Source organism: Gordonia amarae NBRC 15530, from assembly GCF_000241345.1.
GTDB classification, from domain to species: Bacteria; Actinomycetota; Actinomycetes; order Mycobacteriales; family Mycobacteriaceae; genus Gordonia; species Gordonia amarae.
On record NZ_BAED01000076.1, the window covers coordinates 64,489 to 90,258 of the forward strand.

Genomic DNA, 25,770 nt, shown 5'->3' on the forward strand with positions numbered 1-25,770 from the left:
TGTTCAGCCGCCGACTCTGACCGGGTCGAGGCTGTCCTGGGTGCCGCCGGATCCGAGTTGGCCTTCGGTGTTGTCGCCCCAGCAGTACACGTCGTCGTGTGCGATGGTGCATCGGGTGCCGCCGGCCACTGCGACGTCGTTGACGCCGGTGAGCGCGACGTCGCGCACCAGCCAGAGGCGGCTCTTGAAAGTGAGTGGGCCACAGTAGATCTGCATCGATGACTGCGTGCACACCAGGATGCTGCCCTGCTTGTTGCGGCCCGACGACAGCGCGTAGGCGCCGTCGGCGCCGACCGGCTTGGTGAGCTTTCCGTCGCCGGTGGCGTCGCAGTAGGCGTCGCCGTCGGCGATCACGCACACCCCGGTGCCCGTCGCGCCGCCGCTGGGCACGATGACCTTGAACACCTTGCTGATGCCGCCGAGACCTTTGAGCGTCGACGGTTGTTCCGAGTAGTCCAGGCCCCAACAGGATGCGGTCTGTGCCGGGTAGGTGACGGCGCAGGAGATGTTGGAGCCGGTGGAGATCGCGGTGACCCCGGCGATGCCGTCGACTTTGGTGGGGACCTGGTAGTCCATGTCCGCGGTGGAGGGGGAGTAGTCGCCGACCTGCCGCTGCCCGTTGGCACCCCAGCAATAGGCGTCACCGTCGGAGATCGCGCAGACGGTCACCTCGCCCTTGTCGTTGGTGCCGACGGAGATGGCGGTGACGTCGATCAGCCCGGTCTCGGTGGGTGCGAGGACCGGCCGGCCGCTGCGGTTGAGGTCGGGGCCACCGGTCTGCAGGTCGCCGTCGGCGCCCCAGCAGTAGGCGCGCCGGTCGGCGACGGCGCAGGTGGTGCCGCCTTCGGTGCTGATGGCGGTGACGTTGTTCAGGCCCTGGATCTTGACCGGGCTGGTGCGCTGGTCGCCGGAGGTGCCGGTGCCGAGCTGGCCGCTGGAGTTGTCGCCCCAGCAGTACGCCTTGTAGTTGAACACGCCGCAGATCGTGACCTTGCCGTCGGCGGTGATGCCGCCGTCGATGGCAGTCGCTTTGCCGAGTTCGGCCTGCCGGCCGCTGGTCACGACCGGGGCCGATCGGTCGACACCCGAGTTGACGGGGGCGACGGCGAGGTCGTCGCCACTGTCGTTGCTGCCGCTGCCCTTGACCAGGATGATCGTGGTGGCGACGGCGATGACGAGGACGGCCACCGCGGCCGTCGCGCCGAGCAGGATCTTCGTCGTCCGGCCGGGATTCCGGGGCCCGGCGGCCACCGGCGGTTCGGGACGGGTCGGTCCGGACTGTGTCGGGCTGTACTGAGCCGGGCCGTACTGAGCCGGGCTGTACCGATCTGGGCTGTGCCGCTGCGGCCCTGACGGGTGGTTCCCCGGTCCCACGTTCAGGGCGGGGACGCCGGGCGGGGGCAGGGTGTCGGGTGCGTCGCCGGTCACGTGCGGTGGTGGTGTGAAGCCGCCCGGTGCACCGCCGTTCAGCGCTGCGGTGAAGGCGTCGGCGAACGCCCGGCACATGGGGAACCGGCGGGCGGGATCCTTGGCGAGCGCCACGTCGAACACCGGATCGAGGGCGGCGAGGTCGGGGCGCAGGGCACTGACCGGGCGCGGTGGCCGGGTGGCGTGCGCCATCATCAGCGCCGCCGCAGACGTCTCGGTGAACGGGGTGGTACCGGTGACGAGCTGGTATGCGGTGCAGGCCAGCGAATACTGGTCCGACCGCGGCCCGGCCGGATGACCGGCGGCGATCTCCGGGGCCAGGTACGCCAGGGTGCCGATGACGGCGTTGGTGGCGGTCAGACCGGTGGCCTCACCCGCCGGTTTGGCGATGCCGAAGTCGAGCACCACCGCCCGCTCGACGACGCCGCCCGGGTCGCGGGTGACCACGATGTTCGCGGGTTTGATGTCGCGGTGGATGATCTGCCTGCGGTGCGCGTAGTCGAGGGCGTCGGCCACCTGCCCGACGACGAGACCGGCCTCCTGCGGCGACAGGCGCTGATGCGCGAGGTCCTGGCCGTCGGCGTAGGCCATGGTGAACCACGGGGTGCCCTGCTCGATGCCGTAGCCGTAGACGGTGACGATGCCCGGATGGTCGAGGGTGGCGGCCATCCGGGCCTCGGCGGTGAACCGCCGCTCGAACTCCGGGTTGCCGCGCGCGGTGATCACCTTGAGCGCTTCCCGACGGTGCAGGTGCGCGTGTTCGACCAGGTAGACCTGGCCCATGCCGCCCTCGCCGAGCAGCGACACCACGGTGTATCCGGCGAACCGCGCACCTGGCCTCAGCGCTGCCGGTTGCTCTTGTGGCGCTTGCTCTTCCGGACGTGGGTCTTCCGGCACTGAACCTCCCGCTGACCGGCGCGTCCGGCCGGGTGGGATGCGGCGCGGAATGCGAGCGTGGTGAACTGCTTCGCGACGCTATCAAAGTCGCGTGCCGGTCGCGGGGTGGTTCGATCGGGCGGATGACGCACCGCCTGAGCCCGATGCTCAGTTGGTGAGCATGCCCCCGTCCACGGGCAGCGTGATCCCGGTGACGTAGCTGCTGGCGTCGGAGGCCAGGAAGATCAGGGCCGGGTTGAGTTCGCCCTCGTTGCCGAGCCGGCCGAACAGGGTGCGCGGGATGACGAAGTTGTCCATGTACCCGCCTTCGATCAGTTCGGTGGTCATCTCCGAGGCGAAGTATCCGGGGGCGATGGCATTGACGCGGATACCTTTTCGGCCCGACCACTGCTGTGCCAGGTCGCGCGTCAGGCCGATGACGCCGGACTTGCTGGCGCTGTAGCCCGCCTGCGGCATCAGGACGCTGGTGATGCCGAGGATGCTGGCGATGTTGATGATCGAACCGCCGTTCTTCATCACCCGCGCGCACGCCTGCGCCATGTAGTAGGTGCCGTTGAGGTTGGTCTTGACGACGGCGTCGAATTCTTCGGTGGCCTGCCGGGTTGCCGGGGTGGCGTCGGAGATACCCGCGTTGTTCACGAGGATGTCGAGGTGACCGAAGGTCTCGATCGCGCCGGCCGCGACGGCGGCGCAGGCCTCCGGATCGGCGACATCGCACGCAACGGCGAGCGCGCGCCTGCCCTTGCTCTCGACCAGTTTCTTGGTCTCCTCCAGCTTTTCGACGCGGCGGGCCGCGAGCACCACATCGGCGCCGGCGTCGGCGAGGGCCCCGGCGAAGGACACGCCGAGTCCGCTGGAGGCGCCGGTCACCACCGCCACCTTGCCGTCGAGCCGGAACAGATCGAGCACAGCCGACATGAGTGATCTCCTTTACATCGGACGAGATATGTACCCCAGAGCATAGGAAGTCAGATCGGGTGGCATTCCCGAAACCACAGTTCTGGTCGCGATCGACCGACCGTGCGCTCGGTCGCCACCCGCCCGGACGTCGTCGGTGCGCCCGGAACTAATGTGCATCGCCCCAGGTCAACGGTGACGAAAGGGCAACAGTAAGGGGCACGTGTTCCATCTCATAGAAACACCCGCTAACCTACGGATCGTGGATATCAACGGAGCAAGTGCAATCGTCACCGGCGGTGCGTCGGGAATTGGTGCCGCCTCGGCACGCGCCCTGGCCGCCAAGGGTGTCAAGGTCGTCGTCGCCGATATGAACCCCGAGAAGGGTGAGGCGATCGCCAAGGAGATCGGCGGTGTCTTCATCAGCGTCGACGTCACCGACTCGGAGCAGATCAAGGCGGCCATCGCCAAGGCCGAGGAACTCGGCACCTTCCGCATCCTGGTGAACTCGGCCGGTATCGGCTGGGCGCAGCGGACCATCGGCAAGGACGGCAATTACGACTCGGCGCACAACCTGGACTTCTTCAAGAAGGTCATCAACGTCAACGTGTTCGGCACGTTCGACTTCGTCCGGCTCGCCGCCACCGCGATCAGCCGCACCGAACCCCTCGCCGACGGCGAGCGTGGCTCCATCGTCAACATCTCCAGCGTCGCCGGCGTGGAGGGGCAGATCGGGCAGGTGTCGTACTCGGCGTCCAAGGGTGCCATCAACGGTATGACCGTGCCGATCGCCCGCGACCTGTCGGCCGTCGGCATCCGCGTGAACACCATCATGCCGGGCCTGATCGACACCCCGATCTACGGCGAGGGCCCGGACTCGGAGGCGTTCAAGGCCAACCTGGGCAAGAACGTCCTCTTCCCGCGCCGCCTCGGCACCCCCGACGAGCTGGCGTCGATGGTCGTCGAGCTGACCGTCAACTCGTACATGAATGCCGAGATCGTCCGCGTCGACGGCGGCATCCGGATGCCCCCGAAGTAGCACCCAGAAAACAACAAAGCGGAAGGTTGGTGCTGGTATTCAGCACCAACCTTCCGCTTTGTCGTTACGGCCTTACATCAGAAGGCGGCTTCGTCGAGCTCCATGATGTCGTTATCCACGTTCTCGACGGTGACGCGCACGGAGGTGAGCAGCGGCAGCATGTTCTTGGCGAAGAACGATGCGACGGCCACCTTGCCCTCGTAGAACGACTTGTCCTCGCCGGTGGCACCCTCGTCGAGCTTGGCGATGGCGATCTCGGCCTGGCGCAGCAGCAGCCAGCCGATGAGCATGTCGCCGACGGCCATCAGGTAGCGCACCGAACCCAGGCCCACCTTGTAGAGCTGCTTGGGGTCTTCCTGCGCCGACATGAGGGTCGCGGTGAGCGAGCCGGTCATGGCCTGCACGTCTTCGACGGCGGTCTTGAGCAGCGCGCGCTCGGCCTTGAGGCGGCCGTTGCCGGCCTCGGTGTCGAGGAACTGCTGGATCTGGCCGGCGACGTGGGCGAAGGCCTGGCCGCGGTCGCGGACGATCTTGCGGAAGAAGAAGTCCTGCGCCTGGATGGCGGTGGTGCCCTCGTACAGCGAGTCGATCTTGGCGTCGCGGATGTACTGCTCGATCGGGTAGTCCTGCAGGAAGCCGGAGCCACCGAAGGTCTGCAGCGATTCGTGGCTCAGCGCGGCGTAGGCACGCTCGGAGCCGACACCCTTGACGATCGGGAGCAGCAGGTCGTTGACGCGGTGTGCGAGGTCGGCGTCGGCGCCGGAGACGATCTTGGCGGCGGCGGCGTCCTGGTGCGAGGCGGTGTAGAGGTACACCGCGCGCAGGCCCTCGGCGTAGGCCTTCTGGGTCATCAGCGACCGGCGCACGTCGGGGTGGTGGGTGATGGTGACGCGCGGGGCGGCCTTGTCGGTCATCTGGGTCAGGTCGGCACCCTGGACGCGCTCCTTGGCGTAGTCGAGGGCGTTGAGGTAGCCGGTCGACAGGGTGGAGATGGCCTTGGTGCCCACCATCATGCGGGCGTGCTCGATGACCTGGAACATCTGCGCGATGCCCTTGTGCACCTCGCCGACGAGCCAGCCCTTGGCGGGGATGCCGTGCTGGCCGAAGGTGACCTCGCAGGTGGCCGACGCCTTGATGCCCATCTTGTGTTCGACGTTGGTGACGAAGACACCGTTGCGCTCGCCGAGCTCACCGGTCTCGTGGTCGAAGTGGAACTTGGGGACGAAGAACAGCGACAGTCCCTTGGTGCCGGGGCCTGCACCCTCGGGGCGGGCGAGCACCAGGTGGAAGATGTTCTCGGTCATGTCCTGGTCGGCGGAGGTGATGAAGCGCTTCACGCCGTCGATGTGCCAGGTGCCGTCTTCCTGCTCGACGGCCTTGGTGCGGCCGGCACCGACGTCGGAACCGGCGTCGGGCTCGGTGAGCACCATGGTGGAGCCCCAGCCGCGCTCGGAACAGATAATGGCCCACTTCTTCTGCTCGTCGGTGGCCTGGTTGTAGAAGATGTCGGCGAAGCCGGAACCCGCGGAGTACATGAACAGCGGCGGGTTGGCGCCGAGAACCATTTCGGCCAGGGCCCAGTACAGGGAACGCGGGGCGGGCAGGCCGCCGAGCTCCTCGTGCAGACCGACCTTGTCCCAGCCGGCCTCGATGTAGGCGTTGTAGGACTTCTTGAAGCTCTCGGGGATGGTCACCGAGTGGGTTTCGGGGTCGAACACCGGCGGGTTGCGGTCGGCGTCGGCGAACGAGTCGGCGATGACGCCCTCGGACAGCGACTTGACCTCGCGCAGCATGTCGATGGCGGTCTCTTTGTCGAGGTCGCCGAAATCGCCGTCTTCGAGAACCTGCTCCAGGTTGAGGAGTTCGAAGAGGTTGAACTGCAGATCACGCAGGTTGCTCTTGTAGTGACCCATGTCTGGTTCCTATCTGGGGTGTTACTGCATTTGTGGGCAGAAGCGAGGGATGGTTCTTCGCCCGGGTGTCTCGGGCACCGTAAGTTACTCGCCAGTAACCTTAGTTTACCCCCGATCTACATATGCAACAACCGGTGCGCTTGTGATCGCGCTAACTTTTGTTAGCGGTTACTTTGATCAACCGCATATCGGTCGTTCTGGGCAGCGCAAAGCCGCCCTCCACGGCGATGTCGCCGCACATATGCAGGGGCGGGCGTGTGGAGGGCGGTTTCTGTGCCGGGTGTGTCAGAGGTGATCGCGCAGGTACGCGAGGTCGCCGGGGATCCCGTCGGCGGGGGTTTCCAGGATGATCGGCGCCCCGGCGGTGCGGGCCACCTCGGCGAGCACGGCCGCGTCGATGTGGCCGGATTCGAGGTTGGCGTGCCGGTCGCGGCCGGAGTCGAACTCGTCGCGGGAGTTGTTCAGGTGCACCAGGTCGATGCGGCCGGTGATCGCCTTGACCCGTTCGACGAGGCCGACGAGGTCCTCACCGCCGGCCCAGGCGTGACAGGTGTCGAGGCAGAACCCGGCCTGCTCGAAATCGCCCACCTCGCTCCACAACCGGTCGATCGATTCGAGGGTGCGGGCCATCGCGTGATCGCCGCCGGCGGTGTTCTCGATGAGGATCGGCACGCCGAACCCGCCCTTGTCCACCTGACGGTCGAAGAGTTTGCGCCAGTTGGCAAATCCCTCGGCCGACTCCTCGCCGTCGCGCAGGTGGCCACCGTGCACCACGAGTCCGAACGCGCCGAGTTCGGCGGCCGCCGTGGCCTGCTGCTCGACGGCCTTGCGCGAGGGCATCCGCAGCCGGTTGTTGAGGCTCGCGACGTTGATCGAGTAACTCGAATGCACCACGACGTCGATCTCCGATTCGCGGAACTCGGTCGCCCGCGGATTGGGGAGGGGCTTCTTCCAGCTCTGCGGGTCGGTGACGAACATCTGGAAGACGTCGATCCCGAGTTCCGCCGCCGTGGCGAGCGGGTCGGTGTCTTCGCGAAGGTGGGCTCCGATGCGCATGTGTCAACGATAGTTCGCCCGCACGGGCCACAGGGACGAGCCGTCAGTCGAGCAGTTCCTCGATGGTGATCGGCACGCCGGGGGCGATCAGGATGCGGCAGGGGGCCTCGGTACCGGGGTAGAGGTTGAACCATTCGTGGCTGCGGCCGGGACCGTCGTAGACGGCGGCGAGCGAGCGGTGCAGCCGGGCCTCTGCCTCTTTGCTGATGATGTAGCGCTGGTCGCCGTAGCGCAGATACCTGTTGGACACGGGAGGCTCCGTTCTGACGAACCGGCTCGTCTTGCGAGCTGATCACCGGGGCTGCGAGAGGTGTGATCTAACGCACAATCGTACGTGTCGGCGGGGAAAAGTTCAGGTCCGGTCACGGGGAAGTGTTGCCGATCGTCGTCTTCGGGGGGTTTGCCGGTCATTCGACTACGGTCGGCCGCCGTATCGGCCGGTCATGAACGCGCGGGGCCAACTAGGGTGACGGGAACTGTCATGTCCGTGAAGAAACTGTGGAGCAGCCCCGGTGAGCATCTATGAGTCGGAAGCACCCGCACCACCCCAGGGTGTGGAACCGCTGCTGACCGATCTGGGCAAGGCGGCCGAGCTCGATCCCGACATGGCCACCCGGCGCGACCTGACGTGGGTGCGGCGCGCGGCGATCGCGCTGTGGGCACTCGGCATGTTCGCCGAGTTCTGGGTGCACGGCCTGGCCTTCGATCGCACCCGGCTCATCCTGCTGATGTGTTTCGGCATGTTCGCCGCGTGCATCGGCAGGCGCCGGGCCATCACGGTCGTCATCGACTGGTTGCCGTTCGTGCTGATCCTGCTGTTCTACGACTGGACGCGCAATGTCGCCCAGCTCATCGACATGCCGACGCAGTGGCATCTCGCCCCCGACGTCGACAAATGGATGTTCGGGGTCAACCCGACGGTGTGGCTGCAGAGCCACCTCAAGTACGCCGAACCCACCTGGTGGGAGGTGGTCACCAGCGTCGTCTACATCTCCTACTTCATCGTCCCGTACGCGATGGCTGCCATCCTGTGGGTGCGCGACCGCACGGTGTGGCGACGGTACGCGGCGTGCTTCCTGGCGACGACGTTCATCGCGCTCGTGGGCTACACCCTGGTGCCTGCCGCTCCGCCGTGGGCGGCCGCCCAGTGTACCGCCGAGCAGGTCAAGGACCATCCGCGAGATCCCCCGTGCATGCATGCGGCGCAACCGGAGCCCGACGGCGGACTGCTCGGCCAGGTCGAGCCCCGTCACGACGGTGCCGCGCCCTATGTCGAACGGATCTCGTGGCGCGGCTGGAGTGTGCTGAAGATCCACAACGCCTCGCAGTTGTTCACGATGGCGCAGGGCAAGTCGAATCTGGTCGCGGCGATTCCGTCGCTGCACGCCGGACTGACGATGCTGCTCGCGTTGTTCATGTGGCCGCGGGTGAAGGCGCTGGGCAAGACGCTGTTCATGGCCTACCCCTTCGCGATGGCGTTCGCGCTGGTGTTCACCGCCGAGCACTACGTCATCGACATCCTGCTCGGCTGGGCGCTGGCGGCGAGCGTGATCGCGGTGTGCCGCTGGGTGGACCGGCGCTGGCTGATTCCGAGGCAGCAGCGATTGCACGCTGAGCAGGACGACGCCGCGGCTATCGAGGTCACGAATCAGAAACAAGAGTTGAATATCTGAAAAGGTGGTCATTGCGGGCCGCCGGGCACGCGATAGCGTGAGGCGTCACGGCACACCTGTGTCCCTGCCGAGATCTCTACCGAGAGGCGAGTGATGACCAGCGAGACCACAGAGCCGGAAAAGCCCGCACCGCTGGCGGGCAAGAGCCCCTGGCTCAAGATCGGCATCGTGGTCGGCGGACTCGCCGTCGCCGTCTCACTGATGGTGCTGGTGTTCCTGGCACCGTCGATCAACTCGGGCGCCGACGATCTGCCCGTCGGCATCAGTGGCCCCGCACAGGCGACGGCGCAACTGCAGCAGAAGCTCGAAGCCGCCCAGCCCGGTGCCTTCGACTTCAAGTCCTACGACGACGCGGCCGCGGTCGTCGACGCCACCCACGACCGTGACGTGGTGGGCGGCATCAGCATCGAGACCGACGGCAGTGTGAAGGTCACCGTCGCCGGCGGCGCCGGCACCCCGTACGCCCAGCTGCTCAAGACCCTCGGCGCGAGCCTGGCCTCGGCCGGCCAGAAGGTCAGCTACACCGACGTCGCGCCGCTGACCGCCGACGACCCGAACGGTTCGGGTCTCAGCGCACTCGGTCTGCCGCTGGCGTTCGGCGGCATGATCTCGGCGGTGCTGCTGTCGACGCTGCTCAAGAATCAGCCCCTCTACAAGATCGCCGGTTCGCTCGCCGGATCGACGGTCGTCGGTTTCGTGGTCGTCGCGATCCTGCAGTTCGGTTTCGGATCCGTCGACGGCAACTACTTCCTCACCGCGCTGTCGCTGTCGCTCGGCGTGGCCGCGATCTCGTTGTTCGTCCTCGGGATGGAATCACTGCTCGGCTACGCCGGCTTCGGTGTCGGTGGTCTGGTGATGATGTTCATCGCGAACCCGTTGTCGGGCATGGCAACCGGCTGGCAGTGGCTGCCGTCGCCGTGGGGCTTCATCGGTCAGCTCCTGCCGATCGGCTCGTCCGGCACGCTCATCCGGTCGGTGGCCTTCTTCGATGGCGAGGGCATCGGGATGCCGCTCTCGGTCCTGTTCAACTGGGTGATCGTCGGCGTGGCACTGACCATCGGCGGCGGAGTCAAGAAGCAACAAGCCGCGGTCGCGGCCTGATAAGGGGGTACCGAATGGCATTCGGAGATATCTCGCGGGCGTTGCCCGAGAACGCGCTGATCGCGGTGCGCAACACCATCATCGGCATGTCGATCGTCGGGATCCTGGTCGGCCTGATCGCGCTGATCTGGCCGGGCATCACGCTGCTGGTGATCGCGGTGCTGTTCGCGATCTCGCTGTTCGTCATCGGCGCGTTCCGGCTCTACCTCGCCCTCGCGGGCAAGAACCTGCCGGGCGCGTGGCGCGTGGTGCACGGTGTGCTCGGCGTGATCGTGCTGATCGCCGGCATCATCGCGCTCATCCGCCCCGGCGAATCGCTGAACATGCTCGCGATCTTCATCGGCGTCGGCTGGATCTTCTCCGGCTTCGGTGACATCTTCGCGGCCACCGACACGCCCTACGCCCCCAAGTGGCTGATGATCGTCTCGGGCATCGTGTCCGTGATCGCGGGCATCGTGATGATCGCCTTCTCCTGGGTCGCGCTGAGCACGCTGGTGTGGATCTCGGCGATCATGCTCATCGCCCTGAGCATCGCCAACCTCTTCACCCTCCCGAAACTGCCCGCGGCACCTACGGTCTGACCGCTGCCTTCTTCGCGAGCCGTTTCTGTTCGCGCGAGTTGATCGCGTTGAGCAGCCGGTTGCGCCGGGTGTTCTGGAACGCCGCGCACACCCACCGATCAGGTTGGCGCACAAAGACATAGGTCTGCATCTTGTTGTGCCTGACGGTCTTGCCCTTGCCGATGCCGCCCTCGGTCACCACGACGACGGCGTCGTCGCGGAGTCGGTTGACGTCGAGGACACGTATCGACAGGCGGCTGCCCTTCTGCCACGTGGTGAACAGTGGTACGTGGTCATCGCGGATCGACGCGCTCCCGACGGTCAGGGCGCCGGTGAAGATCACATAGGTCGCATGTTCGGTGAACTCCGCCGCGTAGGCGTCGGCGTCTCCCGCATCCCAGGCCTGGCGCATGCGTTCCAGTGATTCGGTGACCCCGGCCGGCAGGTCGCTGTTCTTCAGATCGTCCTCGGTCATGCTTGCACCTCTCTGCATTAGTGCAACTTGCACTAATCAAACGATAGTGCAAGTTGCACTAATAGGGAAAGGGTTTCGTAGACTGTCAGCCGTGACCGACGGCAGAGCTCTGACCCGTGACGAACGTGACCTCGCCGCTCTGACCGTCTTGGCGTTGCTCACGATCGGCCCGCGCCATCCGTACGACATCCATCGGCTCTGCGTGCAGACGCGCAAGGATTTCGTCACCGGAACTCCGCGCAGCATCTACCATGCGGTCACCAAGCTGCATAAGGCGTATCTCATCGAGCCGGTGGGTTCGGAGCAGGACGGTGGCCGTCCCGAACGTACGGTATTCGCGCTGACCGACGCGGGCCGCGCCGAAGGCCGGCGCCGGGTCGCGAAGCTGCTGGCCACACCCCAGGACGATCGAACCCTGACGACGGCGGCGCTGTCCTTCCTCGGGATCCTCTCCCAGGGCGACGCGATCGCGGCGATGCGCGCCCGTGTCGCCGCCCTCGCCTCGGCGTTGTCGATCAAGGACTCCGACCTCGCCGAAGCCGGCCACCTGCCGCCGATCCTTCTCGTCGAGACCGAGTACGAGCGCGATCAGCTACGCGCCGAACATGATTGGTTCGACACTCTCGCCGGGCGTCTGGAATCAGGGGAGATTCCCTGGGGCCTGCCTCCGGCTACTGCGGAGCTGTGATCAGTACGACATCGCATGGAGGCTCGGCACGTGCGAGGCGCGCATCGGTTGTCACCAGCGGGCAGGACAGCCGTTCGGCCAGAGCCACGTAGAGAGCGTCCAGAACGCGTAGCCGCCCGTCCAGCGTCAACGCGCGTTGCAGGAGATCTTCGTCCAAAGGCACGTGGTGCTGGGTGAGCGTGGCCGCGTCGCCGATGGCGGCCCGCGCGTTCTCCGCATCGATGAGTCCAGCCCGCCTCATCCGTGCCACCGCCGAGACAACCTCCGCGAGTTGATGAGCGGGCGCCGAAATAGGTCCGGCAAGGCGGTCGAGGACACCTGGTTTCGCCGGCTGGTCCGTGATGACGTCCACGAGAGCCGACGCATCGAGAACGATCACGCGCCGAACTCGTCACGCACGGCGGCGATGATCTCGGCGGTGTCGACGGCCGACGCGCTGCGCGCCGGGCGCTGACGTGCGCGCGTTATCCACTCCCGGTTGTGTCGTGAGTCGAGTGCGTCACGGAAGGCGTCCTGTGCCAACGTTGAGATCGGTAGGTTCTGCCGACGCAACTCCGCGTAGAGATCGTCCGGAACGTAGATGCTGATCTTCGGCATACCCGAGTGTACCCCCATTCGGGGTATACGGTGCTGCCGCCGATGTCTGACCCCGGCCCGGGCCCGGGGTTCCGCCCGGTCAGCTTTCCGCCCGGTCAGCTTTCTGCGTAGTGGCCTTCCATGTCGACGTTGGCGAAATCGATCTGGGCGGCGACGTTGTTGACGGCGGTGACCATGCCGGTGCCGAAGCGGCCCCGCGAGTCGTAGAGACCGGTCGACGAGGTGGAGATGCCGTCGTGTTCGGTGTGTGATTCGGCGCGCACGTGGATGCGGCCGTCGACGGGTAGCCGGCTGAGTGCGACCGTGAGATCGCAGTTGATGAAGGCGATGCCCTCGGTGCCCCAGTTGCCCATCAGGCTGGTTGCCTCCGACGCCATGACGGTGCGCTCGAACGGGGTCGGCTGCACCCCGGCGACGACGGACGCCGACCGGCTCCACACGGCCTTCTGGCCGTCGGTCTGGTTGACGCCCATGTCGTTGGACCAGTTGCCGTCGGAGCCGAACCAGGGGGCGAGTGCCGGATCCCACGGCCCCTCTCCGTTGAAGCCGCCGGCAGCGGCGGCCTGCTGTTCGGGGGTGGGGATGTCACGGGCGATGACGTCGTCGGCGGGGTTGAACCAGCGCCCGCCGGGCGGGTTGGCCGATTCCTTCAGGAACACCGTGGTGCTGCGCGCGACCAGCACCTCGTCGGTGCCCTCGCCGGCGGGTTTGTCCTGCACTGGTTTGTCCTGAACGACATCCACCTCGACGACCCGGATCCGGCCGCCGTCCCGCAGGATCCGGCCGGCGGTCCGCGTGGGCAGCCCCTTGGCTGACTTGAACAGGTCGATCGTGAACCGGGTGGGCCGGAAACCCTCTCTGCCATAATCATTTTCGGCGGCACGGGCGGCGATGCCGCAGACTGCCGGACCGGTGAGGGTGTCGGCGCCCCACAGGCTGCGGGCCAGCGGAAGCGGCAGGTAGTGCCCGTCTTCCTCGGTGAAGAAGGCGAGCTGGGGTCCGTCGGTCATAACACTCCTCGATCGTTCTCCCTTCGCACACTATGCAAGGGACCGGGGGTGCTATTGCACGGGGGTGTCAGGCGACCTGGTCGGCGAGGCCGTCGATGGTGAGGGTGACGCTGTCGTCGGTGGCGGCGCCGGCGAGCCAGTCGGTCAGGTCGGCGAGGGCCGCGGTGACGGCCGGTTCGTGCAGCAGCGGCCGGGGCGAGGTGGGGGTGTCCAGTCCGGCGCGGGCGCGGTAGGCGGCGGCCGCGCCGAGGAGTTGCCGCGCCTGGGCGGGGTCGATGTCCCATAGCGCGTCGGCGGTCATCAGATACAGGCCCATAGCCGGGGGCAGCTGATCCAGATGCACCAGCGCCCACGCCCAGTGCTTGGCGACGTCGACGGTCAGTGCCTCGCCCCGGCCGTGCGTCCGCACATATTTGGCGTGCAACTCCCGGCACGCCTCGTCGCTGTCGGACCACAGCGACAGCTGCGACATGCATCGCACGCAGTCGTGCAGATTCGACAGGTAGGTGACCGAGTACGGGCCCTCGCGGCGCGAACGGATCTCCCGCAGCACCGAGTACTCGGCGAGGGCGTGTGCCCACTCGCCCGCCGACAGGTACTGGGCCGCCTCTGCCTCGATCTGCGCGAGAACTCCGGTGTCAGTCATGCAGACATTGTGACGGCAATCACAGATTTGCGCCACGGTTGCATCGTTACCTGGTGGATCGGGGTTCACCACCGGGTCCGATCGACCACATAATCGGTCACGACGACATCTGGCGCGGTAAACCTGGAGTCATGAGCGACGACAACACCGAGTACGGCGACCTCAACTTCGGCGACGCGGGGTCGAGCACCGAGGACAGCGACCAGCTCCAGACATCGGACACCCTCGACGACCGCGGCGTCGACGACGTCCTGGACGAGGGCTACTCGCCGCCCGACCACGAGCCGTCCCACCACGGCGACACCCCGCGCGAACGCTGGGAGGGTGAGACCCTCGATCGGCGCCTGGCCGAGGAGGAACCCGACGTTGCCGCGAGCGACGACGAACCCGACCCCGACTATCCCGAGTTCGACCCCGATCAGCCGGGTGCGCGACGAGCCGGCCGGCTGGTCGCGCCCGACCAGGGCGCCTATGACGACAACGAGTCGGACGCGGTGGCCGGTGACGTCGGCATCGACGGGGCGGGTGCGTCGGCGGAGGAGGCCGCGGTCCACATCATCGACCCAGACTGAGACAGTCCAGACTGAACAGGCCCCGGTCTACAGAGTGGTGTTGGCGACGCGGCGGGCGGTGTCGTTGATGAACTCGATCTGCGCGGACAGGTTCGCGTTCATCGAGTCGATGGCCTCGGCACGCGGATCGGCGCTCACCGCACCCGGATCGAATTGGGCGAGCAGTCGCTGGTGGCGTTCGGAGTCGCGCAGCACCTCGCTGTAGTGGCTGCACCGCCCGGCGAGATCGGCGAGCCGGGACACGTTCTCCAGCAACTCATCCCAGTTCTGGCCGACGCGTTCAAGCCGCTCGTTGATGGCCCGGTTGAGGGCGCGGGCCACATCGGAATCGGATTCGGGACGCTCGATCGTCGTGCGCAGCTGCCAGATGCGGTGGCACTGATAACTCGTCGCGAACACCGCGTCGCCGACCTGCGCGATGATCGCCGGCCCGTTCACCATCCCGCTCTGCACCGCGTACGTGAGTTTGATGAAGTTGGCCAGCAGCACCGCGGTGCCGAGCAGTTCGGCCTCCGGGCGCATCAGTTCCGAATCGCCGGGCAGGGTGCCGTCGGCCCGCACACCCTCGGCCCCGAACGGCCACGGATTGTTCGCCCGCGCGGCCTGCTGTGCGTTGCGCTCGCGGGCGCGTTTTGCCGACGCCCTGGCCCACTCGAACATGTGATTGGCGGCGTACTGGTCGGTCAACGGGTTCCCGATCGGGGCCTGGGGCCGGTTGGCGGCCGTGAACTGGCCGAACGCCGACGCCGCCATCGGCGAGTTGATCGATTCGAGGACCCGGCGCACATGCGCCGTCTCCGGGCTGTCGGACGGGGATCGCCGGACACACCGGCGCGTCAGTTCCTTGGTCAGCGGCGAAGCCACGCAGATCCCCTTTCACGTCCGACGACACCGACGGTCCGGCACGAATATCTCCCAAAGTACCGTCAGCCGCCGACAGGACGCCGGGGCCGTCAGGGGCCGGTGTACCCGAACTTCGCGCTGAGCTCGGCGACGGCGTCGGCCAGGGATGCCGCGATGGTGGGTGCGTCGGCGGGATCGAGCCGGTAGCGGGGGCCGGAGATGCTGAGTGCGGCGATGACCCCGCCGGTGTGGTCGCGGACGGGGACGGCGATGGCCACCATCCCCACCTCGAGTTCCTCGTCGGCGACGGCCCAGCCGCGTTCGGTGACGAGGGCGAGTTCGTCCAGCAACTCCTTGCGGTCGGTCACCGTGTTGGCGGTGTACGACGCCAGTCGCTCCGGCAACAGGTCGCGCAATTGGGCGGCGGTCAGGGAGGCCAGCAGCACCTTGCCGCTGGAGGTCGTGTGTGCCGGGGTGGCCTGCCCGATCCAGGTGTGCAGCGCCACGCCCGCAGTGCCGAGCGCCTCGACGACGTTGATGGCCTGGTCGCCGTTGAGCACCGCCAGGTTGGTGGTCTCGCCGGTGTCGGCGGCGACCTGGTTGCACACGTCCTGCCCGTACTTGTTCAGGTCGAGTTTGGCGGCGGTGGTGCCGGCCAGGCGCACCACGGTGAAACCGATCCGGTACCCGCGTCCGCCGGGCACCTGCTCGACAAATCCACGCGCCTCCAGCGATCCGATCAACCGCGACACCGTCGACTTGTGGACCCCGAGTTGCAGGGCGAGTTCGCTGACCCCGGCCGAACCGGCCTGCCCGATGAGTTCGAGGATCTGCAACGCCCGGTCGACGGACTGGACGGTGGTCCCGGACTGCCGGTCGCTCCCCGAGGTGTCGATCGCGCTCACGTCCGCAGGCATGATTTCCCCAGAGTACATGTCGGTTCTGTCGGTTTCTGTCGCTGGTTGAGGTGTGAGGAGCGCAAGCGGCGAGCCTCGAAATCCGGTGAGATCGCATTGTCCGCTCACCGGGTTTCGAGGCTCGGTCGCCGGGCGACCTTCGCACCTCAACCGGCGGAGGCAGGTCGGGGGATTTCCGGCTATATCGACGTCGTCTCGCCCTCAGGTTCCGCCGCCGGGGACCCGTCGCCCTTGGCCGGCACCGCGCCGTCGACGGGGGTGATCAGGCCGGTCTTCGGGTCGACCGTGACCACTCCGAGCTCACCGGTCTCGCTGAACTTGGCGGCGCTGGTGCGCACATGGTCGTCGAACTTCCCGAGGTAGTGCGAGCGGGCGACGATCAGCGGGTCCTTGCGCAGGTCCAGGTACAGCGACAGGCACATGCCCACCATGACGATGACGAACGGCAGCGCGGCGATGATCGCCATCTGTTTGATGCCGTTGAGGCCGTCGTCGCCACTGGCCGCGAGCAGCACCGCCGCCACGATTCCGGTGAGCGAACCCCAGAAGATGGTGACCGTCCGGCTCGGATGGTGCGAGCCGCGTTCGGACAGCGTGCCCATCACCAGCGACGCCGAGTCGGCGCCGGAGACGAAGAAGATCGCGACCAGGATCATCACCAGCGTCGACGCGATGCCGGTGAGTGGCAGGTGGTCGAGGACGTCGAACAGGGTGTCCTCGGAGGCCGCGGTGTTCGGGTCGAACTTCAGGGTGCCCGTGCTGAACTGCCGGATCGCGGTGCCGCCGAACACGGCGAACCACACCAGTGACACCGTCGACGGCACCACCATCACACCGATGACGAATTCGCGGATGGTGCGGCCCTTGGAGATCTTCGCCAGGAACAGGCCGACGAACGGCGTCCACGACACCCACCACGCCCAGTAGAAGATGGTCCAGCCGGCCAGCCAGCTGTCGGCGTCGGTGGTGGCCGACGACCGCGCCGACATCGAGGTGAGGTCGGTGAAGTACGCGCCGAGCGAGGTGGGCAGCAGGTTCAGGATGAACAGGGTGGGGCCGACGACGAACACGAACACGGCGAGGATGATCGCCAGCACCATGTTGGTGTTGGACAGCCACTGGATGCCCTTGGCCACGCCCGACACGGCGGAGGCGACGAAGCAGGCGGTGAGGACGGCGATGATGGCCACGAGCAGCGTCGTCGACGGGTTGTCCACCCAGCCGGACTTGGTCATGCCCGAACCGATCTGCAGGGCACCGAGGCCGAGGGAGGCGACGGTGCCGAACAGGGTCGCGAAGATCGCGAGGATGTCGATCACCTTGCCGCCGGGGCCGTTGGCCTGACTGCCCATCAGCGGGGCGAATACCGCGCTGAACAGCTGGGTGCGGCCCAGCCGGTAGGTGCTGTACGCGATGGCCAGGCCGACCACGGCATACATCGCCCACGGATGGAATCCCCAGTGGAACATGGTGGTCGCCATCGCGACCTTCACGTCCTCGGCGGTGGTGCCGGGCGGTGGTGAGCTGAAGTGGAACAGCGGCTCGTAGGAGCCGAAGAACATCAGGCCGATGCCCATGCCGGCGCTGAACATCATGGCGATCCAGCTGACGGTGCGGAATTCGGGTTCGTCACCGTCCTTGCCGAGTGGGATCTTGCTGAACTTGCCGAAGGCCAGGTAGAGCGCGAAGGTCACAAAGCCCGACGAGGTGAGGATGTAGAGCCAGCCCGCGTTGTCGGTGATCCAGTTCAGGGCGTCGGAGGTGGCGTCCGACATGTTCTCCGGAGCCACCAGGCCCCAGATCACAAAGCCGATCACAAAGGCGGCGGTGACGCCGAAGACGATCGGATCTATCTGTGGCTTGGTGATCTGGGGTTTCGTGCGAGGCAGAAATTCCGTCTGGTCAGAACTCATGTCGCGTTACCTTTCCCTATGCGGTTGTCGGGTCGGCCGCGACGCCGTCGGCGCGGTGGACTCGGTGCGTCGCCGGATGACCGGCGGTGCCCGAGGAACGCTGTCACCGGATGCTACTTCCGTATCCGTGACATGGACGGGTCGACGACCACATCGTCGACGACCGTGGCGTCGTATGCGGTGCGCAGGTAGCGCACGGTGACCGCGGTGCCGGTGTCGGTGCCGGCAGGCAGCCAGGCATAGGCCAGGCAGGTGCCGACGGTGGCCGACCAGCCCGCACTGGTCACATAGCCGGCCACGGCGCCGTCGATGATGACCGGTTCCTTGCCTAACACCACCGCCGACGGGTCGTCAAGGCGAAGGGTTTTCAATACCTTGGGGCACGGTTCGCGTTGTGTCAGCGCCTGTTTCCCGATGAAGTCGTCGGGTTTGGTTGCGCGTACGGCGAATCCGATACCGGCGGCGTCGGGGGTGTGTTCGGTGGTCATGTCGGTCCCGGCGCTGCGGTATCCCTTCTCGATACGCAGGCTGTTGAAGGCGATGCGTCCGGCTGCGATAATCCCCTGTGGCTCTCCGGATTTCATCAGAAGATCCCACAGGGCGCGACCGTATTCGGCGGATGTATAGATTTCCCACCCTAATTCGCCGACGTAGGACACACGCATCATCGTTACCGGAATGGTACCGATGGTGGTGCGCAGGCAGCGGAAGTACTTGAGGCCGTCGTTGCTGAGGTCGGCGGACGTGAGCGGCGCTACCACATCGCGTGCCAGCGGCCCCCACAGGCCCAGGCAGCACGTCGCTCCGGTGATGTCGCGCAGTGTAACCCGATCCCCGTACCCACCGTCGGCGATCCGGCGAGAAATCCAGTCGAAGTCGGCGGGACCGTTGGCGCCGATCTGGAATACGTCGTCGGCGAGGCGGGCGACGGTGAGATCGGAACGCACTCCGCCATTCTCGTCGAGCATCAGCGTGTAGGTGACCGAACCGACGGATTTGGCAAGGTTATTGGTGGTCAGCCACTGCAGCAGGTCGAGCGCGCCGGGACCGGACAGCTCATAGCGGGTCAGCGGTGTCATGTCGTAGAGGGCCACGTTGCTGCGGGTCCACGACGCCTCGGCGACCGAGATGGGGGACCAGTGCCGCGCCGACCACGAATCGCGTTCGGGCACAACCAGCCCGTCGGCCCGGAGTGCGTCGAGCAGTCCGGCGTTGGCCTCGAACCACGCGGGACGCTCCCACAGTGCCGCCTCCCAGAACTCGGCGCCGAGCGCGGACTGCCGGTCGTAGAACGGGCTGGTGCGTACCTGCCGGGGAGCTTTGCGCTGATCGTGCGGATGGATGATGTCGTACACCTCAACGAACTGCTGCGAGCTCGTGGTGACGATGAAATCGTCGTTCAGCGCGGCGTCCTCGAAGCGGTACAGGTCGATCTCGTGCACGTCGACGGCGGGGGTGCCGTCGATCATCCACTCGGCCACGGTGCGAGCCACGCCGGCCGAATGGGTCACCCACACCGCCTCGGCCACCCAGAACCCGGAGAGCTCGCGGTGCTCACCCACCACCGACTGCCCGTCGGGGGTGAAGGAGAAGATGCCGTTGAATCCTTCGTCGACCTTGCCGCCGCCGAGTTCGGGCAGCAGTGTCACGGTCTCGGTCCAGGCGCCGGTGAAGTCGTCGGGGGTGAACATCAGTTTGGACGGCATCTCGTCGAGGGAGATCTTGCTCGCGTAGTCGAGGTTGTTCACGTCCGACGGCATGGGGTGGTGCCCGTAGTAGCCGATACCGATCCGGTCGCCGTGCTCGCGGTAATACAGGTCCTGGTCCTGGTGCCGCAGGATCGGCAGCGATGCCTCGGCCACCGGCGAGTTCGTGCCGGCGCGCGATTCGACCGGGGTGGTGATCGCGTACTGATGCGCCATCGGCACCAGCGGGATGGTCAGGCCCACCCGGCGGCCGAACTCGCGGCCCCAGAAACCGGTGCAGCACACCACGATATCGGCGTCGACCACCCCGGTGGTGGTGCGCACACCGCGCACGGCACCGTTCTCCTCGACGACATCGATGATCTCGGTGTTGCCGATGAACTCGGCCCCACGCGACCGGGCCCGCACCGCCTGCGCTTCCACGGCGCGCAGGGCTTTCGCCAGACCGTCACGCGGGGTATGTAATCCACCGATGACGATGTCCGGGTCGAGCAGCGGGTGCAGCTCGCCACACTGCGCGGCGGACAGCAGCTCGTGGTCGACACCACGCGACGACGCCCAGCCGGCCTTGCGGTGCAGGTCGTCCCACCGGGCCTCGGTGGTGGCCACCTCGAGCCCGCCGACATGCGAAAAGCACCAGCCGTCAGGATGTTCGAGCGCCGAGAATTTCTCCAGGGTGTAAGTGGCCAGTTCGGTCATGGTCTTGGACGGGTTGGTGGCGAACACCAGCCCGGGGGCGTGTGAGGTGGAACCACCGGTGGCGAACAGCGGGCCGCGGTCGAGCACGGTGACGTCGGTCCAGCCGCGCATCGTCAGCTCGTCGGCCAGGGAGGTGCCGACGATGCCTGCGCCGACGATCACGACTTTCGGACTGCTCATGGGGAGGTTCCTTAACGGGGTGGGACGGTGGTGTATTCGATGGCGGCGTCGACGATCCACGCGGCGAGGTAGTCGGCGAACGACGAGCGCACATACAGTGCGAAGCCGTCGCCGTCGCGGTGCAGGACGACTCCGGCCTGGGCGAGGAGGGTCTGGACGGCGGTGGTGTCACCGAATCTGGTGGGGGAGAGGTCGATTGAGCAACCGTGCGCGAGAATCGTTGCCGCCCGGGGGCCGTGGAGGGTCAGCCGGGTGCGCTGGCCGCTCGCATCGGTGAGATAGGTGCCGCCCGGGGCGGACTGGGCGTCGTCGACAGTCTCCTGGAGCGTCGGCAGCCAGTCGTGGGCCGCGACACCCGGCCGGGTGAGAATCCACTCGTCGGGGCCGAGCCAGATCGCCTCGGTGCCATCGCCTTGACGGCCAACCGAGCACACGCCGGGTAGGCCCAGCGCCTCGATCACCGCGGGATCGGTACTGCGCACGCTGATCTGCGCGACGGGTGTCTCGGCGACGAGCACCGCGGGGGCGAGCGCCGCGAAACGGTCGGACCACCCGGCCAGTGGGGTGCGGAAAGTCGGCTCAGCCATCGCGGCGGGCTCCTTCGGGATCGACGAACACGGGGGAGGTGACCTCGACCTCGACGAGCCGCTCACCCACGGGCACGTCGAGGCGGGTGCCGATACGACCGGTGCCGCCGCCCACGAGGGCCAGGGCGAACGGCCTGCCGAGTTCGGCGCTGTCGTAGCTGGAGGTGACGTGCCCGAGCATCGGCACCGAGGCAGGCGGCAGCGTCCGGTCCGGGCTCTGCTCGATCACCTGCGAGCCCTCCGGCAGTCGGGTGGTGGCATCCACCGGCAGCAGCCCGACCAACTGCTTGCGGTCCGGGTCGAGATGGGACTGCCTTGTGTATGAGCGCTTTCCGATGAAGTCCGGCTTCTTCTTGGACACCGCCCAGCCCAGGCCCAGGTCGTGCGGGGTGACGGTGCCGTCGGTGTCCTGCCCGATGATCGGATAGCCCTTCTCCGCGCGCAGCACGTGCATCGTCTCGGTGCCGTACGGGGTAATCCCGTATTGTGTACCGGATTCGATGAGAGCATCCCACACGGCGCGGGCGTACCCGGCGGCGACATTCACCTCGAAGGCCAGTTCGCCGGAGAAGCTGACCCGGCCGACCCGCACCGGAACACCGGCGAAGGTCGTGTCGCGCCACTCCATGAACGCGAACGCCTCATTGGACACGTCGAGATCACCGAACACCGCACCGATCACGTCCCGCGAGCGCGGCCCGACAACCGGGAACGTGGCGGTGTGGTCGGTGAGGGAGGTGGTGAACACCCGCAGCTGCGGCCACTCGGTCTGCTGCCACTCCTGCATCCAGTCCAGGATCATCGCCGCATTGCCGGTGGTGGTGTACACCCAGTAGCGCTCGTCGTCGATGCGCATCACCGTGCCGTCGTCGATGACCATGCCGTCGGCGCCGCACATCACGCCGTAGCGGATCTTGGCGGGTTTCAGGGTGCTCATCAGGTTTGTGTAGAGCATGTCCATGAACGCGGGGGAGTCCGGTCCGGCCACCTCGATCAGGCCCAGCGTCGAACCGTCGAGAATGCCGACACCCGAACGGACGGCAGCGCATTCGCGCTGAACAGCGGCATCCATGTCCTCGCCGCCGCGCGGGTAATAGCGCGGCCGCTTCCACTGGCCCACATCCTCGAACACGGTGCCGGATTCGACGTGCCAATCGTGAATGGGCGTGCGACGCACGGGATCGTACAGATCACCGCGGTCGCGGCCGGCGAGGACCGCGAACGACACCGGTGTGTACGGCGGCCGGAACGTGGTGGTGCCCGCGGCGGCCACCGGGGTCCCGGTCAGCTCGGCGACGATGCCCGACGCCACGATGCCCGATGTCTTGCCCTGATCGTGCGCGGTGCCGATGGTGGTGTACCGCTTCACATGTTCCACCGACCGCATCCCGGCGCCCACGGCGCGGGCGATGTCGGCGACCGTCGCATCGCGCTGCAGATCGACGAACGACGTTGTGGCGGTGGCCGGGTCGCCGGGGGTGCGCCAGCACATCGCCGTCGCCGCCGGGGTCCGCTCGGACACCTTCGGTACGCCCCGGAACTCCGGCAGCGCCACGTTCAGCTTGCGCAGTGCCGCCAGTGCGCCGCGCCGGCCGTCCGTCAGGCACCCGCCCTCGGTGAGCAAACCGGTTGCCGCCCCGACGATCTCCACCCCACCCAGGCTCCCGACGGGCAGGAATGCCGCCGCCGTCTCGTCGAACGCGATGGCCCCGCGCAACTGACTCCACAGATGCGCCGCCGGATTCCACCCGCCGCTCACCAGAATGGTGTCGCAGTCGATGACGGTCCCCGCGTCCAGTCCCGGCGCACCGACCACCGCCCCGCTCACCCCGGCGGGGCCGTGGACATCGCTGTCTTGCGAGGTTTCGAGGCTCGTCGCTAACGCTCCTCGCACCTCAACCGGCGAGTGGGTCGCCTCCTGATCTCCGGTGCCGCCGTCGCTGTCGCCGGTGGTGTCCCCGATGTCGGTTGAGGTGTGAGGAGCGTTAGCGACGAGCCTCGAAACCCCGTGAGCCGAAGTCGAAGCAGAACCCACCGCCCGGACCACATGGCCGCCGGGATACACCGGGATGCCGAGACCGCGCGCCTCGTCGAGCAGATCCGACGACACCTGTTCCCGCACGTCGATGATCGCGGGAACAGCACCACCGGAACGCACCAGCGCGAACGCCGCCTCATATGCCGAGTCACCCGCCGTGTACACCACCGCCGACGACCCGGGCCGCACCCCGTACCGGGACACATACTCGGCGGCCGACCCGGCCAGCATCACCCCGGGAAGATCGTTGTCACCGAACACGATCGGCCGCTCGTGCGCACCGGCGGCGACGATGATGTGCCGCGCCCGGATCCGGTGCAGCCGCTGCCGCGACACGTGCGCGGGCGCGGCGTCCCCGAGGTGGTCGGTGCGATGTTCGACGGCCAGCACGAATCCGTCGTCGTAGCCGCCGAACGCGGTGGTGCGGATCAGCCGGGTGGTGTGCCCGAACCCGTCGAACTCGGCGACCGCCGCCTGCACCCAGGCGGCGTCGGGAGTCGCCCCACCGGGCGTGTTGCGCTCGTCGACCAGCAGCACCGACACCCCGGCCCGCGCGCAGATCAGCGCCGCCATGAGGCCGGCCGCGCCGGCCCCCACCACCAGCACGTCGGGATGATGGTGCAGCCGGTCGTACCGCGCGGTGTCGGGCTCGAAGCTGAGCCTGCCCCACCCCGGAACCCCGTGCGCCACCAGCCCGGGACACAGTTCGACGGTGGTCGCCGGGATCATCGGCTCGATGAACGGGGCGTCGACCCCGATCTGGGCGGTGGCGTCCTCGGCCCACGATCCGCTGATGCCGCGGACCCGGCCGAGGTTGACGCTGGTGGTCACCTCACGAACCCCATTGGCCAGCAGCGCCGACGCGAGGGTGTCCCCGGCGTACCCGGTGTAGGTCCGTCCGCCGAACACGAACTCGATCGGCCGGTCCCGGTCGATCCGGCCGCCGGTGGGAAGACGGTTGGGCTGAGTCATGATTCGGCGACCTTCGGGGAGGTGGGGCGGAAGGCGTAGGTGACGGTGTCGCGTTCGAGGGTGAACCACTGCCGGCAACCGGCGGTGTGGCACCAGCGTTCGGCCAGCGCACCTTTCGGATTCGGCCGGAAGAACAGGTAGTGGCCCCACTCGATGTCGTCTAGGTCGCCGGGCTGCTCGGGGTAGGCGATCCCGGCGGCGGCGCCGTAGTGGAACTCGGTCTCTTCGCGCGGCCCGCAGTTCGGGCAGGGAATCAGTTGCATCGCAGAGTCTCTCGGGTCAGTGGGCGACCGCGGCGGCGCCGTGTTCGTCGATGAGGGCGCCGGTGTAGAAGCGTTCCAGCGTGAACGGGGCGTTGATCTCGTGCGGCACACCGGTGGCGACGGTGTGTGCGAGGCACCAGCCGACACCCGGGGTCGCCTTGAATCCTCCTGTGCCCCAGCCGCAGTTGAGGTAGACGTTGTCGTACGGGGTGGTTCCGATGATCGGGGAGGCGTCAGGGGTGACGTCGACGATGCCGCCCCAGGTGCGCAACAGCCGGGCGCGGGCGAACACCGGGAACAGTTCGACGGCCGCCGCCATCTGCCGTTCGATGATGTGGAACGCGCCGCGCTGCCCGTATCCGTTGTACGAGTCGACGCCCGCACCCATCACCAGCTCACCCTTGTGTGCCTGGGACACGTACACGTGCACCGCATTCGACATGACCACCGTCGGGTGGATCGGTTCGAGCAACTCGGAGACGAGCGCCTGCAGCGGATGGGACTGCACCGGCACCGGCACCCCGAGCAGGTCGGTGAGGGTGGAGGTGTGCCCGGCCGCGCACAACGCGACCCGGCCCGTGCCGATCCGCCCGCGCGTGGTCTCCACGGCGGTCACCGTCCCGCCGTCGGTGACGAACCCGGTCACCTCGCAGTTCTGGATGATGTCGATGCCGGCGTTCACCGCGCTGCGGGCGAAACCCCAAGCCACATAATCGTGTTTGGCGATTCCGCCGCGCGGCTGGAAGGTGCCGCCGAGCACGGGGTAGCGGATGTCGTGGGAGGTGTTGACGATGGGGCACACGTCGAGCACCTGTTTCGGGTCGAGCCACTGCGCGTCGATCCCGTTGAGCCGGTTGGCCTCCACCCGCCGGATGCTGTCGCGCACATCCTGTTCGGTGTGCGCCAGGTTCAGCACGCCGCGCTGACTGAACAGGATCGGGTAGCCGAGTTCCTCCTCGAGACCTTCCCACAGTTTCAGGGAATGCTCGTAGATGCCCGCGCTTTCGTCCCAGAGATAGTTGGACCGGATCAGGGTGGTGTTGCGGGCCATGTTGCCGCCGCCGAGCCAACCGCGTTCGAGGACGGCCACATTCGTGATG

At 67.3% G+C, this 25,770-nt stretch carries 24 protein-coding genes; 6 read left to right on the forward strand and 18 right to left on the reverse strand.

The features are described from left to right. Nucleotides 1-3: 3 nt before the first annotated feature. Together GOAMR_RS22690 and GOAMR_RS22695 are read right to left on the reverse strand one after the other, a co-directional pair. Entirely contained in the window at nucleotides 4-2,238 is a 2,235-nt protein-coding gene (locus GOAMR_RS22690) for a protein kinase domain-containing protein (protein ID WP_050942872.1), read from the reverse strand. 234 nt (nucleotides 2,239-2,472) lie between these two features. After that, nucleotides 2,473-3,243 carry an SDR family NAD(P)-dependent oxidoreductase gene (locus GOAMR_RS22695; RefSeq protein ID WP_005193464.1) on the reverse strand — a complete coding sequence of 257 codons (771 nt, stop codon included), beginning with the start codon at nucleotides 3,241-3,243 and terminating at the stop codon, nucleotides 2,473-2,475. 241 nt (nucleotides 3,244-3,484) lie between these two features. Between GOAMR_RS22695 and GOAMR_RS22700 the strand changes: the two genes are divergently transcribed. After that, on the forward strand, nucleotides 3,485-4,261 hold the full coding sequence (locus tag GOAMR_RS22700) for an SDR family NAD(P)-dependent oxidoreductase (RefSeq protein WP_040516170.1): 777 nt from the start codon (nucleotides 3,485-3,487) through the stop codon (nucleotides 4,259-4,261). Between the two features lie 77 nt (nucleotides 4,262-4,338). Here GOAMR_RS22700 and GOAMR_RS22705 read toward each other — a convergent pair whose 3' ends face one another. The 3 genes from GOAMR_RS22705 to GOAMR_RS22715 all read right to left on the reverse strand — a co-directional run bounded on the left by GOAMR_RS22705 (nucleotide 4,339) and on the right by GOAMR_RS22715 (nucleotide 7,480). Next, on the reverse strand, nucleotides 4,339-6,174 hold the full coding sequence (locus tag GOAMR_RS22705; protein WP_005193466.1) for an acyl-CoA dehydrogenase: 1,836 nt from the start codon (nucleotides 6,172-6,174) through the stop codon (nucleotides 4,339-4,341). A 285-nt stretch (nucleotides 6,175-6,459) separates the two neighbouring features. Then, nucleotides 6,460-7,230, reverse strand: a complete 771-nt coding sequence (locus GOAMR_RS22710; protein ID WP_005193467.1) for a deoxyribonuclease IV — start codon at nucleotides 7,228-7,230, stop codon at nucleotides 6,460-6,462. A 43-nt stretch (nucleotides 7,231-7,273) separates the two neighbouring features. After that, a complete protein-coding gene (locus GOAMR_RS22715; RefSeq protein ID WP_005193468.1) occupies nucleotides 7,274-7,480 on the reverse strand; it encodes a hypothetical protein in 207 nt (68 codons plus the stop codon). 262 nt (nucleotides 7,481-7,742) lie between these two features. Between GOAMR_RS22715 and GOAMR_RS22720 the strand changes: the two genes are divergently transcribed. The 3 genes from GOAMR_RS22720 to GOAMR_RS22730 all read left to right on the forward strand — a co-directional run bounded on the left by GOAMR_RS22720 (nucleotide 7,743) and on the right by GOAMR_RS22730 (nucleotide 10,585). After that, nucleotides 7,743-8,903 (forward strand): phosphatase PAP2 family protein, encoded by a 1,161-nt coding sequence (locus tag GOAMR_RS22720; RefSeq protein ID WP_005193469.1) that lies wholly within the window; start codon nucleotides 7,743-7,745, stop codon nucleotides 8,901-8,903. Nucleotides 8,904-8,996: 93 nt separating this feature from the next. Continuing rightward, nucleotides 8,997-10,004 carry a hypothetical protein gene (locus GOAMR_RS22725; RefSeq protein WP_040516172.1) on the forward strand — a complete coding sequence of 336 codons (1,008 nt, stop codon included), beginning with the start codon at nucleotides 8,997-8,999 and terminating at the stop codon, nucleotides 10,002-10,004. A gap of 14 nt (nucleotides 10,005-10,018) precedes the next feature. Then, the gene (locus GOAMR_RS22730) at nucleotides 10,019-10,585 is read left to right on the forward strand and encodes an HdeD family acid-resistance protein (protein WP_005193471.1); all 567 of its coding nucleotides are present in this window, start codon (nucleotides 10,019-10,021) and stop codon (nucleotides 10,583-10,585) included. Here the strand turns inward: GOAMR_RS22730 and GOAMR_RS22735 are convergent. Beyond that, nucleotides 10,575-11,039 carry an SgcJ/EcaC family oxidoreductase gene (locus GOAMR_RS22735; RefSeq protein WP_005193472.1) on the reverse strand — a complete coding sequence of 155 codons (465 nt, stop codon included), beginning with the start codon at nucleotides 11,037-11,039 and terminating at the stop codon, nucleotides 10,575-10,577. The two genes, GOAMR_RS22730 and GOAMR_RS22735, sit on opposite strands and share 11 nt — an antisense overlap. A 91-nt stretch (nucleotides 11,040-11,130) precedes the next feature. Between GOAMR_RS22735 and GOAMR_RS22740 the strand changes: the two genes are divergently transcribed. Next, on the forward strand, nucleotides 11,131-11,727 hold the full coding sequence (locus GOAMR_RS22740; RefSeq protein ID WP_005193473.1) for a PadR family transcriptional regulator: 597 nt from the start codon (nucleotides 11,131-11,133) through the stop codon (nucleotides 11,725-11,727). Here the strand turns inward: GOAMR_RS22740 and GOAMR_RS22745 are convergent. The 4 genes from GOAMR_RS22745 to GOAMR_RS22760 all read right to left on the reverse strand — a co-directional run bounded on the left by GOAMR_RS22745 (nucleotide 11,711) and on the right by GOAMR_RS22760 (nucleotide 13,980). Beyond that, a complete protein-coding gene (locus tag GOAMR_RS22745) occupies nucleotides 11,711-12,106 on the reverse strand; it encodes a type II toxin-antitoxin system VapC family toxin (RefSeq protein ID WP_005193474.1) in 396 nt (131 codons plus the stop codon). The two genes, GOAMR_RS22740 and GOAMR_RS22745, sit on opposite strands and share 17 nt — an antisense overlap. After that, nucleotides 12,103-12,324 carry a type II toxin-antitoxin system CcdA family antitoxin gene (locus tag GOAMR_RS22750; RefSeq protein WP_005193476.1) on the reverse strand — a complete coding sequence of 74 codons (222 nt, stop codon included), beginning with the start codon at nucleotides 12,322-12,324 and terminating at the stop codon, nucleotides 12,103-12,105. Before GOAMR_RS22750 ends, GOAMR_RS22745 begins: the two co-directional genes overlap by 4 nt. A gap of 95 nt (nucleotides 12,325-12,419) precedes the next feature. Then, nucleotides 12,420-13,334: a thioesterase family protein gene (locus GOAMR_RS22755; protein ID WP_005193477.1), complete on the reverse strand. Its 915-nt coding sequence runs from the start codon at nucleotides 13,332-13,334 to the stop codon at nucleotides 12,420-12,422. Between the two features lie 67 nt (nucleotides 13,335-13,401). Continuing rightward, nucleotides 13,402-13,980 carry a hypothetical protein gene (locus tag GOAMR_RS22760; RefSeq protein WP_005193478.1) on the reverse strand — a complete coding sequence of 193 codons (579 nt, stop codon included), beginning with the start codon at nucleotides 13,978-13,980 and terminating at the stop codon, nucleotides 13,402-13,404. Between the two features lie 131 nt (nucleotides 13,981-14,111). On the opposite strand from GOAMR_RS22760, the gene GOAMR_RS22765 reads away from it, so the two are divergent. Beyond that, the gene (locus GOAMR_RS22765; RefSeq protein ID WP_005193479.1) at nucleotides 14,112-14,552 is read left to right on the forward strand and encodes a DUF5709 domain-containing protein; all 441 of its coding nucleotides are present in this window, start codon (nucleotides 14,112-14,114) and stop codon (nucleotides 14,550-14,552) included. A gap of 27 nt (nucleotides 14,553-14,579) precedes the next feature. On the opposite strand, the gene GOAMR_RS22770 is transcribed toward GOAMR_RS22765, so the two are convergent. The 8 genes from GOAMR_RS22770 to GOAMR_RS22805 form a co-directional block, all read right to left on the reverse strand. Then, nucleotides 14,580-15,416, reverse strand: coding sequence for a hypothetical protein (locus tag GOAMR_RS22770; protein ID WP_005193480.1), 837 nt, complete (start codon nucleotides 15,414-15,416; stop codon nucleotides 14,580-14,582). Between the two features lie 89 nt (nucleotides 15,417-15,505). Continuing rightward, nucleotides 15,506-16,312, reverse strand: coding sequence for an IclR family transcriptional regulator (locus GOAMR_RS22775; protein ID WP_005193481.1), 807 nt, complete (start codon nucleotides 16,310-16,312; stop codon nucleotides 15,506-15,508). 179 nt (nucleotides 16,313-16,491) lie between these two features. Further along, the gene (locus GOAMR_RS22780) at nucleotides 16,492-18,225 is read right to left on the reverse strand and encodes a BCCT family transporter (RefSeq protein WP_005193482.1); all 1,734 of its coding nucleotides are present in this window, start codon (nucleotides 18,223-18,225) and stop codon (nucleotides 16,492-16,494) included. A 113-nt stretch (nucleotides 18,226-18,338) separates the two neighbouring features. Next, nucleotides 18,339-20,810: a GcvT family protein gene (locus GOAMR_RS22785; protein WP_005193483.1), complete on the reverse strand. Its 2,472-nt coding sequence runs from the start codon at nucleotides 20,808-20,810 to the stop codon at nucleotides 18,339-18,341. 11 nt (nucleotides 20,811-20,821) lie between these two features. After that, complete coding sequence (locus GOAMR_RS22790; protein ID WP_005193484.1) at nucleotides 20,822-21,397, reverse strand: sarcosine oxidase subunit gamma; 576 nt, start codon at nucleotides 21,395-21,397, stop codon at nucleotides 20,822-20,824. Further along, on the reverse strand, nucleotides 21,390-24,407 hold the full coding sequence (locus tag GOAMR_RS22795) for a 2Fe-2S iron-sulfur cluster-binding protein (protein WP_005193486.1): 3,018 nt from the start codon (nucleotides 24,405-24,407) through the stop codon (nucleotides 21,390-21,392). Before GOAMR_RS22795 ends, GOAMR_RS22790 begins: the two co-directional genes overlap by 8 nt. Further along, a complete protein-coding gene (locus GOAMR_RS22800) occupies nucleotides 24,404-24,670 on the reverse strand; it encodes a sarcosine oxidase subunit delta (RefSeq protein WP_005193487.1) in 267 nt (88 codons plus the stop codon). The genes GOAMR_RS22795 and GOAMR_RS22800 overlap by 4 nt, the downstream gene beginning before the upstream one ends. A gap of 16 nt (nucleotides 24,671-24,686) precedes the next feature. After that, nucleotides 24,687-25,770 (reverse strand): sarcosine oxidase subunit beta family protein (locus GOAMR_RS22805; protein ID WP_005193488.1); only part of this gene is annotated, 1,084 nt, incomplete at its 5' end.